The sequence below is a fragment of the Streptomyces sp. NPDC051987 genome (assembly GCF_040680735.1).
In the GTDB taxonomy this organism is placed as follows: domain Bacteria; phylum Actinomycetota; class Actinomycetes; order Streptomycetales; family Streptomycetaceae; genus Streptomyces.
Window position 1 is genome coordinate 208,741 of sequence record NZ_JBFAXI010000001.1, and the last position, 16,461, is coordinate 225,201.

The window sequence follows — 16,461 nt, forward strand, 5'->3', positions numbered from 1 at the left end:
GCGCCCGGGCGACGCGGAACGGCCCCGACCTGCCGATGTGCAGCTGACGGACCGTCAACGGGCAGGAACATGAGGCTGACTTTCGAAGATCGGGCAGTGGCCGAGCGGAACCGGCCCCTCCAGGCGCTGGCGGCGGGCTCGGCCGGCAATTTCATCGAGTGGTACGAGTTCGGTGTCTACGGCTACGTCGCGACGGTCGTCGCCGAGCGGTTCTTCACCCCGACGGGCGGCGGCGCGGCCGAGGGGCTGGTGCGCACCTACGCCTCGTTCGGGCTGGCGTTCTTCTTCCGGCCGCTGGGCGCGGCCCTGTTCGGCCGGCTGGCGGACCGGCTCGGCCGGCGGCCGGTGCTGGTCCTGGTGGTGACGCTGATGACCGGCGCGACGGCGCTGATCGGCGTGCTGCCCACGTACGCGCAGGCCGGTGCGCTCGCGCCGTGGCTGCTGACGTTGCTGAGGGCGGTTCAGGGGCTGTCGGCCGGCGGGGAGTTCGGCGGCGCGGTGGCGATGCTGACCGAGTGCGCGCCGCCGGGGCGGCGGGGGCTGTACGGGGCATGGCAGTCGTTCACGGTGGCGCTGGGACTGCTGGGCGGGGCGGGGGCGACGGTAGGGCTGTCCGAAATCCTGACGGCTGATCAGTTCGCTTCCTGGGGATGGCGGTTGCCGTTCCTGCTGGCGTTGCCGCTGGGTGCGCTGGCGCTGTGGCTGCGGATCGGTCTGGACGAGACGCCGGAGTTCCGGGAACCGGCCGCGGGCGACGGGCGCGCCGTGCGGGTGCCGCTCCCGGCGGTCGGGCTGGCCGCCGCCCGGGTGATGGGCTGGTCGGCGGCCGGGTACACCTTCCTGGTGGTGCTGCCGTCGTACCTCCAGACGGCGCTGCACACCGGTTTCCGCGAGGCGCTGCTGGCGACCGTGGTGGCGAATCTGGGGTTCGCGGCGGCGATCCTGCCGGCGGGGGCGCTCAGCGACCGGGTGGGGCGGCGGCCGGTGATGCTGGCGGGCGCCGGGCTGGTGGTGCTGCTGGCACTGCCGCTGCTCGGCCTCCTGCAGGACCCGGGGACCCCGGCCGCCCTGAAGGGTGCCGCCCTGTGCGGGGCGGGTGCCGTGGTGGGGCTGATGGCCGGCCCCGGGCCCGCGCTGCTGGCCGAGATGTTCCCGGCGCGGGCCCGCTGCACGGGCCTCGGACTCGCCTACGCCCTGTCCAATGCCGTGTTCTCGGGCTGTGCGGGCCTCATCATCACGGAGGCGGTGCGACGCACCGGGGACCTCGACGTGCCCGGTTACTACGCGGCGGCGACCTGCGCGGTCAGCGTGCTCGCGCTGCTCGGGCCGCAGCGGGTGAAGCCGGGTTGAGAGGCAGGTGGAGACAGTGCTGGTGATCGGCCAGATGTCCGGGACGTCGTACGACGCGGTGGACGCGGCCGCGGCCGAGCTGCGGCTGCTGGACGGCACGCTGCTGCTGAAGCCGCTGGGCATGGTGAGCACGCCGTACGACGCGGAGTTGCGGGAGGCGCTCGCCGGGGCGCTGCCGCCGGCCGCCGTGCCGCTGGCGCGGGTGTGTCTGCTGGACACCCGGATCGGGCAGGCGTTCGCGGCCGCCGCGGTCCGGGCGAACCGGGTACTGTGCGGGGGGCGAGCCGACCTGGTGGCCTCGCACGGGCAGACGGTCTACCACTGGGCGGACGGCGGCCGGGTGCACGGCACGCTCCAGCTCGGGCAGCCGGCCTGGATCGCGGAGGCGACGGGGCTGCCGGTGGTCGCCGACTTCCGGCCGCGCGACGTGGCCGCCGGGGGCCAGGGCGCTCCCCTGGTGAGCCTCGTCGACCTGCTGTGGCTGCGCGGGCGGCCGGGGACGCCGGTGGCGCTGAACCTGGGCGGGATCGCCAACCTCACCGCGCCCGACGGCACGGCCTTCGACACCGGGCCCGGGTGCGCGCTGCTGGACGCGGCGGTCCGGGAGTTCACCGGAGGGCGGCTGGCGTACGACGTGGACGGGGCACTGGCGGCACGCGGCCGTCCGCACGGGCCGCTGCTCGAAGAGCTGCTGGCGGAGCCGTACTACGCGCTGCCCGCGCCGAAGACGACCGGCAAGGAGCTGTTCCACGCCGGGTACTGGCGGCCGTCGGCGGGGCTGTCGGCGGAGGACGCGCTGGCGACGCTCACCCTGCTCACCGCCCGCACGGTGGCGGACGCGGTGCGGGGGTTGGCGGCGACGGAGGTGATCGCGTCGGGCGGCGGCACCCGCAACCCGGTGCTGATGCGGATGCTGGGCGAGCTGCTGCCCGGGATCCCGGTGCGCGTCTCCGACGAACTGGGCCTGCCCGCGGCGGCGAAGGAGGCGTACGCCTTCGCGGTCCTCGGCTTCCTCACCGCGCACGGCCTCGCGGGCACGGCCCCCAGCGCCACCGGCGCCCGCCACCCGAGCGTCCTCGGCTCCCTGACACCGGGCCGGAACGGCCTGCGCCTCCCGGCCCCGGCAGCGGGGCCGCCGGTGCGGCTGCGGATCGAGTGAACGGATCGGACCGGATCGGACCGGACCGGACCGGACCGGACCGGACCGGACCGGCGGATCGTCCGGAGCCCACTCACAAGGGCATAGATCGCATCATCAGAACATCGCTGGATCCTCTCATCCGACTTTCACCGATGCCTCATACGGTGGGGGCATGACGCAGGTGACTCCTCCCGGGTGGTATCCCGATCCCGGGCAGACAAGTGACGGTCCGGCCACCGAACGCTGGTGGGACGGCAAGGCCTGGACGGAGCAGACCCGGCCCGCCGGCGCGGCCGCGGACTGGGGTCCCCCGCCGCAGCCGCCGGCCGACGGGGCCCAGCAGCCCTTCCCGGCCGGGGAAGGCACCCCGGTCCCGCCGGCTTACCCCGCCTACCCGGCCTACGCCGCTTACCCGGCCGACCCGGCCCACCCCGCGTACCCGGGTCATCCCGGCTACCCGGCGCCGCCGGCCCCCGCCCGTCGCGGGCTGCGCACCGGCATCGCCGTCGGGGTGGCCGTGGCGGTGCTCGCCGCCATCGGGGTGGGCGTATGGGCGCTGACCGGCGACGGCGGCGACAACGGCGGCCGGCAGGCCTCGCAGCAGGGCACGGGCGGCCAGGGCGGGTTCGGCCAGGGCGGTCCCGAAGGGCAGAGCGGCGGCCAGGGCTTCCCGTTCGGCGGGTCGGGCGGCGGCTCGGGCTCCGGCGGCACCGGCGGGGGCGGCTCGCCGTCCCCGGACGAGTCCGAGGCGCCGAAGATCAAGGGCGGCGGCACGGTGCCGGACTCGACCGACGCCATCAGCATCCCCGTGCCGGACGGCTGGACCGGGCAGGCGATCGACTACGGCGCCCAGGTGACCTCCGACGACTCCTACAAGTGCCCCGGCGACTCGTCCCAGACCTGCACGGCCGGCGGTGCCTACTCACGGCCCGCCGTGCTGCTGGGCACCCAGGGGGACACCGCCGAGCAGGTCGCCAAGGCGGACATCTCGGCCAACGCGCAAGAGTCGTACGGCAAGGGCTACGGCTCGATCACCTCCCACCAGGTGCTGGCCTCCAAGGCGGTCACCGTGGCCGGGCAGCAGGGGTACATGGTGCGCTGGAAGGCGATCACCAGCAAGGGCGCCGACGGCTACGTCGAGTCGCTGGCCTTCCCGTCGCCCGCGAACGCCCGGCAGATCGTCGTGGTCCGGTTCGGCGTCGACGTCGGCCAGAAGGAGTCGGTCATCGACACGATCACCAGCGGCATCAAGGTGTCCTCGGGCAGCGGCGCCGGGCAGAACACCTGACCGGCCGCGGACAGTGATCGGCCGGGTGGGGTGCCCCTCCGCTCAAAGGGGCGCCCCACCCGGCCGGGGGGTGCGCGCCGCCCCCGTCCCCACGGTGCGGCGCGACCAGGTCACCGTCCAGTCATCCCGTGGACGGCGGCCCGGGTCTCAGGTCAGTCCGAGTGCGGGCAGCGCGACGGCCTCCACGAAGCGGACGAGGTAGTCGGCGTCGGCGTAGTCGCCGGTGAGCACGGGACGTACCCGCAGCACGCCGAACATCATGGCGGGCACGTAGTCCAGCGCGGGATGCCCCTCGGGCACCTCGCCGCGCACGACAGCGCGGTGCAGGATCTCCTGGAGCGCGGCGATCTCGGGTTCGACGAGAGCCTCGCGGAGCGCCTGCGCCAGTTCCGCGTCCGAGTGCACCGCGTGGCCGAGCGCCGAGAGCAGCTTGGTGTCCTTGCGGGACCAGTCGCCCGCGACCCGCGCCACCTCCCGCAGGTCCTCGGCGAGTGAGCCGGTGTCGACACCGGCGAAGCGCACCTCGCGGTTGGCGCGCAGCGCGGCCGCGACGAACTGCGGTTTCGTCTTCCACTGGCGGTAGAGGGTGGACTTGCTGCAGCGGGTGCTGGCGGCGATCCCCTCCATGGAGACGGAGTCGTAGCCGCACTCGCGGATCTGTTCGAGCACGGCGTCGAAGAACTCCCGCTCACGCTCCGGCGTGATCTTGGAGCGGCGCGAGGCTGCGACCGTCTCCGGTCCGTCCGCGGCCTGCGACGTCATGTGCTCTTCTCCTCACTCGCGCATCACGTGCGGATCACTTCCGCCTCGCCCGCCGTTCGGCCGACGCGGAAACCTACAACCAGTGTGGCCTACGTCTATCGATACGCCACTGTACCGGTACTCGACCGTATCGGTACAGTGGCGTATCGGTACGCTTCCGTATCGAAGAGTCCGGGCCACCGTCCGGCACTCGCACAGCACCACCGTCAGTGAGGGGGCCTGGGATGAGATCCCAGTCCGAGCCTGCCGCGGCGGAGCCGGGCGCGATAGCCCGGCCACCGCTCGTCCGTGAGCTCCTGCTCGTCGCAGGGCTCTTCCTCGTCTACAAGTTCGGGCGCCAGCTGGCCACCGGCCATACCGCCGAGGCCTCGCACAACGCCCATCGGATCTGGGACCTGGAACGGACGCTGCACCTGCCCTCGGAGGTCGACGTGCAGTCCGCACTGCTGCACGGCGACACCCTCGTCCACCTGGCCAACACCTACTACGCCACGGTTCATTTCCCGGCCACGCTGGCCTTCCTGGTCTGGCTCTACCTGAAGCGCCCCGCGCACTACGTCTGGGCCCGCCGGGTCCTCGCCCTGGTGACCGCGGCCGCCCTGGTGCTGCCCTTCACCTTCCCGCTGGCGCCGCCCCGGATGCTGGCCGCGAGCGGCCTGGTCGACACCGCCCGCATCTACGGACCCTCGGTCTACGGCCCGCCGAACAGCGACCACCTCTCCAACCAGTTCGCGGCGATGCCCTCGCTGCACTTCGGCTGGGCCCTGATGGTGGCGATCGGCCTGATCGTCGCCACCCGCTCCCGCCTGCGCTGGCTGTGGCTGCTGCACCCCGCGATCACCCTGCTGGTGATCGTCGGCACCGCGAACCACTACTGGCTGGACGCGGTCGTCGCCACCGCGATGCTCGGCGCCGCCCTCGCCCTCATCCACCCGCCTCACCGCACGACCACCACGGCCGGACGCGGCACCCGGCATCTCGTCGCCGAGGAGCCCGCGTTGGCGGGGGCGGGCCGATGAGCACCGCTGCCGTCGTCGCCGTCGCGCTGTCGCTGGTCTCCGCCGTGGCCTACGCGGCCGCCGCCGTCGCCCAGGAACGACTCGCGGCCAGGACCTCCGCCACCGGTCTGCTGCGGCTGCTCGGCAGCGGCGCCTGGTGGGCGGCGGTGGGCCTGAACGCCGGCGCCGCCCTGCTGCACGTCGTCGCCCTCAAGTACGGTCCGCTGACCCTCGTCCAGCCCCTGGGCGCACTCACTCTGGTCGCGGCCGTGCCGATGGGCGCGCGGGCGGCCGGCCGCCGGGTCACCGCGACGGAGTGGCGGGGCACCGGCCTCACCCTGCTCGGCCTGGGCGCCCTCCTCGTCACGGCCTCGGGTCCGGCGCCCCACCAGGTACTGAGCCTCACCGAGGCGCTCGCCGTCGCCGGTACGACGGCCGCCCTCATCGGCGTCCTCTCCCGCCCCGGCACCCGGCCGGGCCTGCGCCACGCCACCGCGTCCGGCTTCGCCTCGGGCGTGGCGTCGGCCCTCACCCAGACGGTGACGGTGGCGGCCACCGACCGCTCGGGCCCGGTCCTGAGCGCCGAGGTGATCGTGGTGGCCCTGCTGGTGGCCGCGTTCGCGGTCGGCGGCCTGCTGCTCTCCCAGACCGCCTACCGCGGTGGCCTGGGCGCCCCCCTGGCGATGGTCACCCTCGCCAACCCGCTCGCGGCCGCGGTCATCGGCCTGACCCTGCTCGGCCAGGGCCTCCAGGACGGCGCCTGGGGCATCCTGCTCGCCCTGACCGGCGCGGGCCTCGCCTCCTGGGGTGTGGTCCTGCTGACCCGCGTGACACCACCGGCACCGGTCACCGAACCGGACGACGAACACCCGGTCGCAGCACTCCTGGCGCTTGACCCCACCCTGCTCCCCCACCAGCCGACGGAACGGAAGAAACTGACGGCTCTCTGAGCGCCCCGAAGGGGCGCGGGGAACTGCGCGACCAGCCGCGAACCACCCGCAGCCGCCCGGCAGCAGTCCCCCACGCCCCTTGCGCGCAGTCTCACACCGTGATGATCGCCGGGTCGCTCACCCCGGGCTTCCCGTTCTCCACATGCCCGGCGAACCGCCGCACGAAGCTCGCGTCCGCCTCCGACGTGACCGTCAGGTCGTACCACCGCTCGCTGTGGTTGAGGTGCACGATGTGCGTCACGACGGCCCCGGCACGCACCGTGAACGTGCGCCCCCGCCCGCCGTACCCGTCGGCCACCGCAAGCTTCACCGTACCGCTGCCCCTGTTGGTGAAGGTCAGCTCGATGTCGTCGCCGTGCGGCCGGGCGGTGACCTCGGGACCCGCCACCTTGCCGGGCCCCTGGAAGGTGCGCAGGAAGCCGTTCGGGCCGTGCACGGTCAGGTCGTACGCCCCGCCCGAGTACACCGTGTTCCAGGTGTCGGCGACGGACTTGCCGGCCTCGGTCGTGTAGCTCCACGGCCCGTCGCCGCGGCTGTTGGAGGTGACCAGGAAGGCGGCACCGGCCTGCGCGCCCGACGCGAACGTGAGCGTGAACTTGCCTGCCGCCGCGTCCAGCGAACCGTCCACCGACGGGGCGTACTTGAGCGGCCGGGTGGGCCGCGAGCCGCGCTCCTGCTTCGGCAGCGCCGGGTGCGCGGGCGGGGTGGGCACATAGTCCGGGTGGCGGTTGCCGTCCGGCGGCCGGTAGCCGTCCGTGGACGGCAGCGCGACCGGCTTGGTGTCCTTGCGGGAGAAGTCGAAGGCCGAGGTCAGGTCGCCGCTGACGGTGCGCCGCCAGGGCGAGATGTTGGGCTCGTGGACGCCGAAGCGGGCCTCCATGAACCGGATGATCGAGGTGTGGTCGAGCGTCTCGGAGCAGACGTAGCCGCCCTTGCTCCACGGGGAGACGACGAGCATCGGGACGCGCTGGCCGAGGCCGTAGGCGCCGGCGGGGTGCGCGGCGTTGCCGGCGAAGAGGTCCAGGCTCGGGTCGACCGTGGACTTGCCCTGCGCGGCGGAGGACGGCGGGAACGGCGGGATCAGGTGGTCGAAGAAGCCGTCGTTCTCGTCGTAGGTGATGAACAGGGCCGTCTTCGCCCACACCTTCGGGTCGGCGGTGAGCGCGTCGAGGACCTGGGAGACGTACCAGGCGCCGTAGTTGGCGGGCCAGTTGGGGTGCTCGGTGAAGGCCTCGGGAGCGACCACCCAGGAGATCTGCGGCAGCTCGCCGGCCTTGACGTCGGCCTTCAGCCGGTCGAAGAAGCCCTCGCCCTTGGTCGCGTCGGTGCCGGTGCGGGCCTTGTCGTACAGCGGGTCGCCGGGCTGGGCGTTCTGGTACTGCTTGAAGTACAGCAGCGAGTTGTCGCCGTAGTTGCCGCGGTAGGCGTCCTGGATCCAGCCCCAGCCGCCGGCCGCGTCCAGGCCGTCGCCGACGTCCTGGTAGATCTTCCAGGAGACGCCGGCCTTCTCCAGGCGCTCCGGGTACGTCGTCCAGCTGTAGCCGGCCTCGTCGTTGCCGAGGACCGGGCCGCCACCCTGGCCGTCGTTGCCCGTGTACCCCGTCCACATGTAGTAGCGGTTCGGGTCGGTGGAGCCCATGAACGAGCAGTGGTAGGCGTCGCAGATGGTGAAGGCGTCGGCGAGGGCGTAGTGGAACGGGATGTCGTCCCGGTTCAGGAACGCCATGGTCGTGGCGCCCTTGGCCGGCACCCACTTGTCGTACTTGCCGCCGCCGACCGCGGTGTGCGTGTCGTTCCAGCCGTGCGGGAGGTCCTGGAGGAAGGCGAGGCCAAGGTCGTCGGCGTCCGGGTGGAAGGGCAGGATGTCCTTCGTGCCGTCCGACTGCTTCCACACGGACTTGTTGTTCTGGGTGACCGACCGCGGGTCGCCGAAGCCGCGGACGCCGCTGAGGGTGCCGAAGTAGTGGTCGAACGAACGGTTCTCCTGCATCAGGACGACGATGTGCTCGACGTCCTGGATCGACCCGGTGCGGTGGTTCGCGGGCAGCGCGGCGGCGCGCTGGATGCTGCTGGACAGCGCGGTGAACGCCGTGGTGGCGCCCGCGAGTTGGAGGAATCGGCGCCGGTTGACTTCGGGCATGGGTGAGCGACCTCTCATCCTGACGCACGGGTGGGCCGGAACAGGGCGGATTGTGCGCGGGTGCGAGTGTTCCAAGGGCATCGAACGTCAGGGAAGGGTCAGGTGGCGCGGATGTGAAAGTCGGCGGTACGCGAGGTGGGTAATCGGTGAGCGGGAGGAGCCGGCCGCGGCGGGGGCGGTGACCGCGGCCGGCCCGGTGCCTCAGCTGATGAAGGAACCCGCGGCGCAGGCGCTCGCCGTCACCCACTGGTGGGACAGGATGTTGTCGTTCATGTTGTTGCCGTCGGTGAAGTGGTCGCGGGTGAGGTCGTCCACGTAGAGCTCGCCCGGCTTCAGGCAGCCGTAGCCGCCCGAGTAGTTGGCGTAGTAGTAGAACGCGACGACGTCCTTGCCGCCGACATAGCCGCTGTTCATCACGGAGGAGGCGACGTTGCCGACGCCCTGGAACCCGCCGGAGTTGTCGGCCCAGTTGGCGTCGTTGCCCGCGGAGACGCCCAGCAGGCCGCCCGCGCAGTCCCAGTCGCGCCAGGCCCGCACGTTGCCGTCGCGGCCGGGCCAGGCCGCGTTGCAGCCGGCGGAGGCGTGCGCGTTCGCCGGCACGGCGAAGCCGACGGCCGCGAGCGCCAGGGTGGTGAGGGCGAGGGTCGTTTTGCGCATGATGAGTCCCGTTCTGCCTCGTCGGAGGCGGTCGGTGTGGGAGGGGGGCCGCGGCGGTCGCCGCGGGGTTCATGGGGTGGCGGCAGGTGTCAGGTGCGAGCGGGCACGATCCGCTCGGCACGCTCCAGCGCCTTGAGGCGCACCTGCCGGTAGGCGTCCAGCCGGGCGCCGTACTCGCCGTCCAGCTGGGCCAGGTAGTGGGCCTCGCGGTCCTGGCCCACGGACCTGAGGGAGACCTCGCGGGCGCAGGTGGCGTCGGCGACCGCGATCCGGACCTCGGCGGCGAAGTCCCTGGCCTCCTCGGCCCGGGTCCGGAGCGCGGGGTGCTCCCGGGTGGCCTGCCGGGCCGCGTCCGGGTCGTGGTAGGGGTGGCCGGCCCGCCGCATGCAGGCGGACCAGGCGTGCACGGCGGCGGTGAAGCGCGGGTCGTGCAGAAGCTTGCCGACGTAGAGCGGGCGCAGGTTGCTCGCGGTGGTGTCGAGCCGGAACCAGGTCGCCGGGTCGCCGTACAGCCGCCGCTCCGCCTCGCCGTCGCAGCCGCCGGTCTGCTTGCTGACCCGGCCCCCGCCCGGGATGTCGGTGCGCAGCAGTTCGGCCTGCCGGCCGCCGTCGAGGGCGGTGTCGTACGCGGCCCGCCGGGCGGCGGTGAGGCCCTTGCGGTAGGCGCTGTTGGGGTTGTGCAGCCGGGCGCGGTCCTCCTTCGCGGTGATCCGGCTGCCGTATCCGTGGGCGCGGGCCCAGCGCACGTCGTCCTGGACGTAGCCGAGCGGCCTGCTCTCGGTCAGGCTCAGCGGGGGGTCCGTCCAGTAGCGGAACCCGTGGCGGGCCATGCACCGGGCGACCAGGCGCTGTTCGGCGTCGGAGACCCGCAGGTCCTCCGCGTAGGTGAGGTCGCGGACCCGGTGCGCGGCGGCGGGGGACGGGCCGCCGCCGGACCCCCGGGCGCAGCCGGTGAGGGTGAGCGCGGCCACGGCTGCGACGGCGCTCAGCTGTGCGGCCCTTCGGCGGACGGCGGTGCGCTTCATCGGAACGGCTCCCTGTGCGTAGCGCGAACGGCGGTGTGCTTACGGGCCGTTGACGCTCTCGGCGGCCCGTTCGTATGACCTGCCGTCGCGGTGGATCGCGAGCGTTGGCGGCTCCGGTGACGGATCGGGGCGCGCGGTCATACGAGAGCCGGCCGGCATCCGTCTCCCGCACAGGGGCCGCTGTGGCCAACCGCAGAATCCGGCCAACTGCGGCAGAGGGGAGAGCGGTTCCCACGGCGCCGGCGGACCGGGTGCCGTTCGGCCCACCGGGCGCCGTGGCGGCTCGGTCCGGCCGAACGGGCGGACGGGATCCGGACACGACGGCCCGGCCGTCGGCCTGCCCTGACGGTGGCCGCCGATATCGTTGTCGGCATTCGCGGGGCGGCGATCGGGGACCGATGTTCGAAGTGCGTCTGCTCGGCCCGGTGGAGGTCTGGGAAGGGGGCAGGCGGGCTCCCCTCGGCGGCTCCCGGCCGCTGGCCGTCCTCGCGGCCCTCGTCGTCCACCTGGGCGAGGTCATCTCCACCGAGCGGCTGGTGGACTTCGTGTGGGACGAGGAGGCGCCGGCCACCGCGGGCGCCCTGGTCGCCACCCATGTCTCCGCCGTACGCCGGGCCCTGGCCCGGGTCGGCATCGCCGAGGTGATCCGCACCCGGCCGCCGGGCTACGTCGCCGAGCTGGCCCCGGACCGGGTCGACGCCCGCCGCTTCGAGGACCTCCTCACGACCAGTCGGTCCCTGGGGCGCACGGAGGAGGCCGCCGAGGCGCTCGCCGAGGCGCTGGGGCTGTGGCGGGGCCGGGAGGCGCTGGAGGGGCTCGGCCAGTCGTTCGCCCGGATCGAGGCGGCCCGGCTCGCGGAGCTGCGGCTGGTCGCCCAGGAGGAGTCCTTCGGGCTGGCGCTGGAGCTGGACCGGGCGGACGGCACCATCGCGCCGCTGCTGGCCCACGTGGCCGCGCATCCGCTGCGGGAGCGGCCGCGCGGCCAGCTGATGACCGCCCTGTTCCGCACCGGCCGGGTCTCCGACGCACTGCGTGTCTACCAGGAGGGCCGCGCGGCGCTCCGCGACGAGCTGGGCATCGACCCGGGACCGGAGCTGCGGGCGGTGCACCAGGCGGTCCTCACCCACGACACCGGCGTGCTGGGGAGCGGGCGGGCCGCCCGGCCGGTGCCCGCGCCCCGAAACGGGCGCCCCCGTCCCGCGCCCTCCCATCTCCCGCCCGACATCGCCGACTTCGTGGGCCGGGCGGACCAGGTCAGGTGGGCGACCGAGCTGTTGCGGGGCGTCGGCGACCCCGGCCGGACCGCGCCGCCCATCGGGGTGATCTCCGGACGCTCCGGCATCGGCAAGACGGCCCTCGCCGTGCACGTCGGCCACCGCACCGCCGACCTCTTCCCGGACGGCCGGCTCTTCGTGGACCTGCGGGCCTCCGACGCCACCCCGCTGGACCCCGCGGACGCGCTGGCCCGGCTGCTGCGGGCGATGGGGGTCGACCCGGACACGCTGCCCTCCGGCGTGGCCGAGCTGACCGGCCTGTACCGCACGCACATCGGGCCCCGGCGGGCCCTGATCGTCCTGGACAACGCGGCCGGTGAGGCGCACCTGCGGCCCCTGCTCCCGCCGGGTCCCGGCTCCGCGGTGCTGATCACCAGCCGCCGCAGGCTGGTGGCACTGGAGGGCGCCGCCCATCTGGACCTCGCCGTGCCGGACGAGGCGGAGGCCCTCGACCTGCTGCGCCGGGTGGCCGGCGCGGGGCGGACCGGGGCCGAGCCGGAGCGGGCCGCCGAGATCGTCGCCCTGTGCGGGCGGCTGCCGCTCGCGGTGCGCATCGCCGGTGCTCGGCTCGCCGCCCGCCCGCACTGGGCGCCGGGCCGGCTCGCCGGACGGCTGCGCGACGAGCGCCGCCGGCTCAACGAACTCAGCGCCGGAGACCTGGAACTGCGGGCCAGCCTGGAGCTCGGCTACGCCGACCTGAACCCGCAGGAACGCCGGGCCCTGCGCCGCCTCGCCCTGCTGGAACTGCCCGACTTCGCGGCCTGGATCGCCGCTCCCCTGCTGGCCATAGGGACGGAGGAGGCCGAGGAGGCCGTCGAGCGGCTGGTGGACTGCCACTTCATCGACGTGATCGGCGTGGACGGCACCGGCCTGCCGCGGTACCGCATCCACGACCTCGCCCGCGAACACGCCCGCGAGCGCTGTCTCGTCGAGGAGAGCGCCGAGGACCGCGCCGCCGCGGTGCTGCGGCTGGCCGCGAGTTGGCTGGACCTGGCCCGCAAGGCCGCCGCCCGGGGCCCCGGCGGCGCGGCCCGCCACTTTCCCGAACCGGCCGCCGTCCGCCCGCTCGACCCGGAGACCGAGGCGGCGCTCCTCGCCCGGCCCGCGGCCTGGTTCGCGGCCGAGCAGGCCGGGCTGCTGGCCGCCGTGACGCACTGCGCCGACCACGGCATGGCGCGCACCGCCCGCGATCTCGCCGGGGCGCTGATAGCGAGTTCGGCCGCGCTGTACAACCAGTTCGACGCCTGGTCCCGGGCGCACACGGCGGCCATGGCGGCGGTGCGGCGCGGCGGGGACGTGGAGGGCGAGGCCTGGCTGCTCGCCGGGCTGGGCCAGCTCCGCTACGAGCAGGACCGGTTCGAGGACTCGTACGGGTACTTCGCGGACGCGCTGCGGCTGTTCGGGGAGCGGGTGCCGGACGGTGCGGCCGTGGCTCTGGCCGGGATGGGCACCGCCCGTCGTGAACAGGCCCGTTACTCTGAGGCGTTGGAGCTGCTGGAGGCCGCCCTGGAGCGGTTCGGCGACGAGGGTGACGTCCATGCCCGGGCGGGCGTCCGGTACGGCATCGGCTATGTGCACCGTGAGCAGGGCCGTGTCCCGCTCGCCCGGGAGGCGCTGGCCGGGGCCCTCGCGCTCTACCGCACCGCCGCCGACCTGCACGGCGAAGGGCTCACGTTGCGCTCGCTCGCCCTCTGCGACCGGGCCGAGGGACGGTACCAGGACGCCGAACGGCGGCTCCTCGACGCGCTGGAGGTCTTCACCGGCCTGCACGACACCTTCGGCGTGATGTACACGGAACAGGCGCTGGCCAAGGTGGAGTTGCGCACCGGCCGGACGACGCGGGCCGGGGCGCGGCTGGCGCGCTGCCTGGTGGTGGCCCGGGAGCGGCAGGACCGCTTCGGGGAGGCGCTGGTGCTGCGCACGCTCGGGGAGCTGCGGCTGGCGACGGGGGACACCGCCGGGGCCCGGGAGCCGCTGGAACTGGCGGCCGCTCTCTGGACGGAGCTGGAACTCCCGTTGTGGCGGGCCCGCACGGTGTGGGACCTGGCCGCGGTGTGGTCGGCGGCCGGCGAGGGGGAGCGGGCACGAGCGGCGCGGGCGGAGGCGCTGGAAATCTTCCGGTCGGTGGGCGCGCGGGAGGCGTGGGAGCACGCGACCGACGAGCGGCCGTAACCGCAGGCCGAGCCACGCGGGCGGCGGGATGCCGTGGCCGTGTCCCGGCCTCGCGGGCGGCTCGGGACGGATCGCCGCTGCAGAAGGCCTGGTGACGCGCTTGCAGGGAAGCTGCAGAGCATGTGCAGGGGACCCGGGCACGCTGTTCTGCGTGACGGACATCATCACGCTCTCCGACTCCCGGGTCGCCGCGATCGCCGAGCAGGAGTGCGGTGAACCGCTGGTCGACCTGCGGGACGCACCCGGCCTGCGGATCGACCACCGCCAGGCCGACGCCGACGGCAGCTACGCTCACCTGCGCCTCGGGGCGCTGCGCCGGCTGCTTGAGGCGCAGGCGCTGCTGCCGGACGGGATCCGGTTCCTGGTGGTCGAGGGGTACCGGCCGCCCGCCCTGCAGCGCCGGTACTTCGCGCAGTACGCGGCGACCCTGCGCACGGCTCACCCCGACGCCGGTCCGGACCGGATCCGCGAGCTGGCCAGCGCGTACATCTCGCCGCCGGAGGTGGCCCCGCACGTGAGCGGCGGGGCGGTGGACCTGACCTTGTGCACCGCCGACGGCACCGAACTGCCGCTGGGCACGGAGGTCAACGCCACCCCGGAGGAGAGCGCGGGCGCCTGCCGTACCGGGGCACCGGACATCGGTGCCGAGTCGCGCGCCCACCGGGCGCTGATGAGCCGGGCGCTGACCACGGCCGGCTTCGTCAACTACCCCACCGAATGGTGGCACTGGTCCTACGGCGACCGGTACTGGGCCCTGCTGACCGGTGCGCCGGCGGCCCGCTACGGCCCCGCCGGCGCACCGGCCCGGCGCCGGTGACCGGCGGACCGGACCCTTCTCACCAGCGAACACGACCGAACGACGGGGGACGACCATGGAAAGCCACGGCAGCGCGTGTCCGCAGGACCCGCGCGGCGATGCGGACGCCGCTTCCGCGTCCATGAGCCCGGGGGACTTCGACGCCTCCTTCACCGCCCACATGCCCAGACTGCGCCGACGGCTGCTGGCCCTGACCGGCAACCCGCACGACGCCGACGACCTCCTCCAGGAGACCTACCTGCGGCTGTCCCGGCGGGCGCGGGACCGGAACCTGACGCCCCAGCAGCATCCGTACGCCTACACCTGCACGGTCGCGATGAACCTGCTGCGCGACTCCTGGCTGCACCCCTCCCGCCGGGAGCGCACCACCGACCGGCTGCCCGAGGCCGGCTGGGACGGCGGGCTCGGCACGTACGAGGCGTCGGCCACCGCCCTCGCGCTGCTCAGTGTGCTCTCGCCGAAGGAGGCGGCCGCGGTGATCCTCGTCGACCTGGAGGGGTTCACGCACGACACGGCCGGGGAACGGCTCGGCGCCCATCGCGGCACCGTCCAGCGCAACCGGATGCGGGCGCTGGCCAAGATGCGCGCGGCGCTGGCCGGCTGATCTCCGGGTGCCGCGTCCCCACGGGGGTGGGACGCGGCGCCCGGTCGGACACGTCCGACCCCCGCACCCGGCTCCACGTCGACGAAGGATGTGCACGTTGAACCTCACCACGTCAGCCAGGACCCTCGCGGCGGTCGCGGCCCTCGCGATGGCCCCGCTGCTCCCCGTCACCGCGCACGCCGCGGCCCAGGACACCACCTGCGGTGTGCTGGCCTCCGGCGCCTCGGCCACCGCGCAGGCCGCCGTCCAGGCGGCCTGCTCCCAGATCGGCGTCTGGTACAGCTGGGGCGGCGGCCACGGCGCCACGCCCGGGGCCACGTACGGCTACTACGACGGCTCCGACCCGGACAGCCTGCACGACAACGAGCGCATGGGTTTCGACTGTTCGGGCCTGATGCGGTACGCGTACTACCGGGCGACCGGCAGCGACCTGCTGAGCGGCACGGCCGACGACCAGTTCCACAGCCCGCAGGCCTCGGCCCGGTTCTCGGCGGCCCAGGGCACCGCCCCGCTGGTCCCCGGCGACCTGATGTTCTGGGGCAGCGGGTACGTCCACCACGTCGCCATGTACCTGGGCGCGGGGCAGATGGTCGAGGCGTACGAGTCGGGCACCCACATCCGGGTCACCCCGGTCCGCACGGGCGGCGACTACGCGGGCGCGATCCGCGTCAACCCGTCGGGCACGCCGGTGCCGCCGCCGGCCGACGGCGGTTCGACGTTCCAGACCTGGGGCACGGGCGTGCACACGCACTCCACGCCGAGCGTGCACGCCTCGGTCGTCGACACCTTCGCCGGCCCGACCCAGGTCTCCGTCCAGTGCCAGGAGCACGCGGAGGAGGTGAACGCGGAGGGCTACACCAACGACATCTGGGCCAAGCTGGCCGACGGCTCCTGGATGACCAACATCTACATCAAGGGCCCGGCCGAGCTGCCCGGCATCCCGGACTGCGGCGGTGACGACCCGACGCCGCCGAGCGGGGGCAGCACGGCGTTCCAGACCTGGGGCACGGGCGTGCGCACGCACACCGAGCCGAACGTGAACGCCGGTGTCGTGGACTACTTCGCCCAGCCGACGACGGTCAACGTGGTCTGCCAGACGCACGCCCAGCGGGTCACCGCCGAAGGGTACGTCAACGACGCCTGGTCCAAGCTGACCAACGGCGCGTGGCTGACCAACATCTACATCAAGGGCCCGGACTGGCTGCCGGGCGTGGCCACATGCTGACCGCCCCGGGTGCCCGGCCCCGTCCCCGGGGCCGGGCACCCGCACCGTCGCGGTCGGT

General features: G+C 74.2%; 13 protein-coding genes. 9 read left to right on the forward strand and 4 right to left on the reverse strand.

The genetic code is table 11. The features are described 5' to 3' along the window. Positions 1-69: 69 nt before the first annotated feature. From AB0M11_RS00920 to AB0M11_RS00930, 3 genes are all read left to right on the forward strand, one after another. The gene (locus tag AB0M11_RS00920; RefSeq protein WP_365699894.1) at positions 70-1,350 is read left to right on the forward strand and encodes an MFS transporter; all 1,281 of its coding nucleotides are present in this window, start codon (positions 70-72) and stop codon (positions 1,348-1,350) included. Between the two features lie 16 nt (positions 1,351-1,366). Beyond that, positions 1,367-2,509, forward strand: a complete 1,143-nt coding sequence (locus tag AB0M11_RS00925) for an anhydro-N-acetylmuramic acid kinase (RefSeq protein WP_365699962.1) — start codon at positions 1,367-1,369, stop codon at positions 2,507-2,509. A 154-nt stretch (positions 2,510-2,663) separates the two neighbouring features. Beyond that, the gene (locus tag AB0M11_RS00930) at positions 2,664-3,779 is read left to right on the forward strand and encodes a DUF2510 domain-containing protein (protein WP_365699896.1); all 1,116 of its coding nucleotides are present in this window, start codon (positions 2,664-2,666) and stop codon (positions 3,777-3,779) included. Between the two features lie 147 nt (positions 3,780-3,926). Here AB0M11_RS00930 and AB0M11_RS00935 read toward each other — a convergent pair whose 3' ends face one another. Continuing rightward, a complete protein-coding gene (locus tag AB0M11_RS00935) occupies positions 3,927-4,541 on the reverse strand; it encodes a TetR/AcrR family transcriptional regulator (protein ID WP_365699898.1) in 615 nt (204 codons plus the stop codon). Between the two features lie 224 nt (positions 4,542-4,765). On the opposite strand from AB0M11_RS00935, the gene AB0M11_RS00940 reads away from it, so the two are divergent. Together AB0M11_RS00940 and AB0M11_RS00945 are read left to right on the forward strand one after the other, a co-directional pair. Beyond that, positions 4,766-5,560, forward strand: a complete 795-nt coding sequence (locus tag AB0M11_RS00940) for a phosphatase PAP2 family protein (protein ID WP_365699900.1) — start codon at positions 4,766-4,768, stop codon at positions 5,558-5,560. Next, on the forward strand, positions 5,557-6,489 hold the full coding sequence (locus tag AB0M11_RS00945; protein ID WP_365699902.1) for a hypothetical protein: 933 nt from the start codon (positions 5,557-5,559) through the stop codon (positions 6,487-6,489). The genes AB0M11_RS00940 and AB0M11_RS00945 overlap by 4 nt, the downstream gene beginning before the upstream one ends. A gap of 91 nt (positions 6,490-6,580) precedes the next feature. Here the strand turns inward: AB0M11_RS00945 and AB0M11_RS00950 are convergent, their stop codons facing one another. From AB0M11_RS00950 to AB0M11_RS00960, 3 genes are all read right to left on the reverse strand, one after another. Further along, entirely contained in the window at positions 6,581-8,629 is a 2,049-nt protein-coding gene (locus AB0M11_RS00950) for a phosphocholine-specific phospholipase C (protein WP_365699904.1), read from the reverse strand. 201 nt (positions 8,630-8,830) lie between these two features. Then, a complete protein-coding gene (locus AB0M11_RS00955) occupies positions 8,831-9,286 on the reverse strand; it encodes a hypothetical protein (protein WP_365699906.1) in 456 nt (151 codons plus the stop codon). Between the two features lie 89 nt (positions 9,287-9,375). Next, positions 9,376-10,311 carry a hypothetical protein gene (locus AB0M11_RS00960; protein ID WP_365699908.1) on the reverse strand — a complete coding sequence of 312 codons (936 nt, stop codon included), beginning with the start codon at positions 10,309-10,311 and terminating at the stop codon, positions 9,376-9,378. Between the two features lie 398 nt (positions 10,312-10,709). On the opposite strand from AB0M11_RS00960, the gene AB0M11_RS00965 reads away from it, so the two are divergent. From AB0M11_RS00965 to AB0M11_RS00980, 4 genes are all read left to right on the forward strand, one after another. Further along, complete coding sequence (locus tag AB0M11_RS00965) at positions 10,710-13,757, forward strand: BTAD domain-containing putative transcriptional regulator (protein ID WP_365699910.1); 3,048 nt, start codon at positions 10,710-10,712, stop codon at positions 13,755-13,757. A 151-nt stretch (positions 13,758-13,908) separates the two neighbouring features. Continuing rightward, positions 13,909-14,574, forward strand: a complete 666-nt coding sequence (locus AB0M11_RS00970) for a M15 family metallopeptidase (protein WP_365699912.1) — start codon at positions 13,909-13,911, stop codon at positions 14,572-14,574. Between the two features lie 121 nt (positions 14,575-14,695). Next, positions 14,696-15,178, forward strand: a complete 483-nt coding sequence (locus AB0M11_RS00975) for an RNA polymerase sigma factor (RefSeq protein ID WP_365699964.1) — start codon at positions 14,696-14,698, stop codon at positions 15,176-15,178. Positions 15,179-15,326: 148 nt separating this feature from the next. Continuing rightward, on the forward strand, positions 15,327-16,403 hold the full coding sequence (locus AB0M11_RS00980) for an NlpC/P60 family protein (protein ID WP_365699966.1): 1,077 nt from the start codon (positions 15,327-15,329) through the stop codon (positions 16,401-16,403). Positions 16,404-16,461 lie beyond the last annotated feature (58 nt).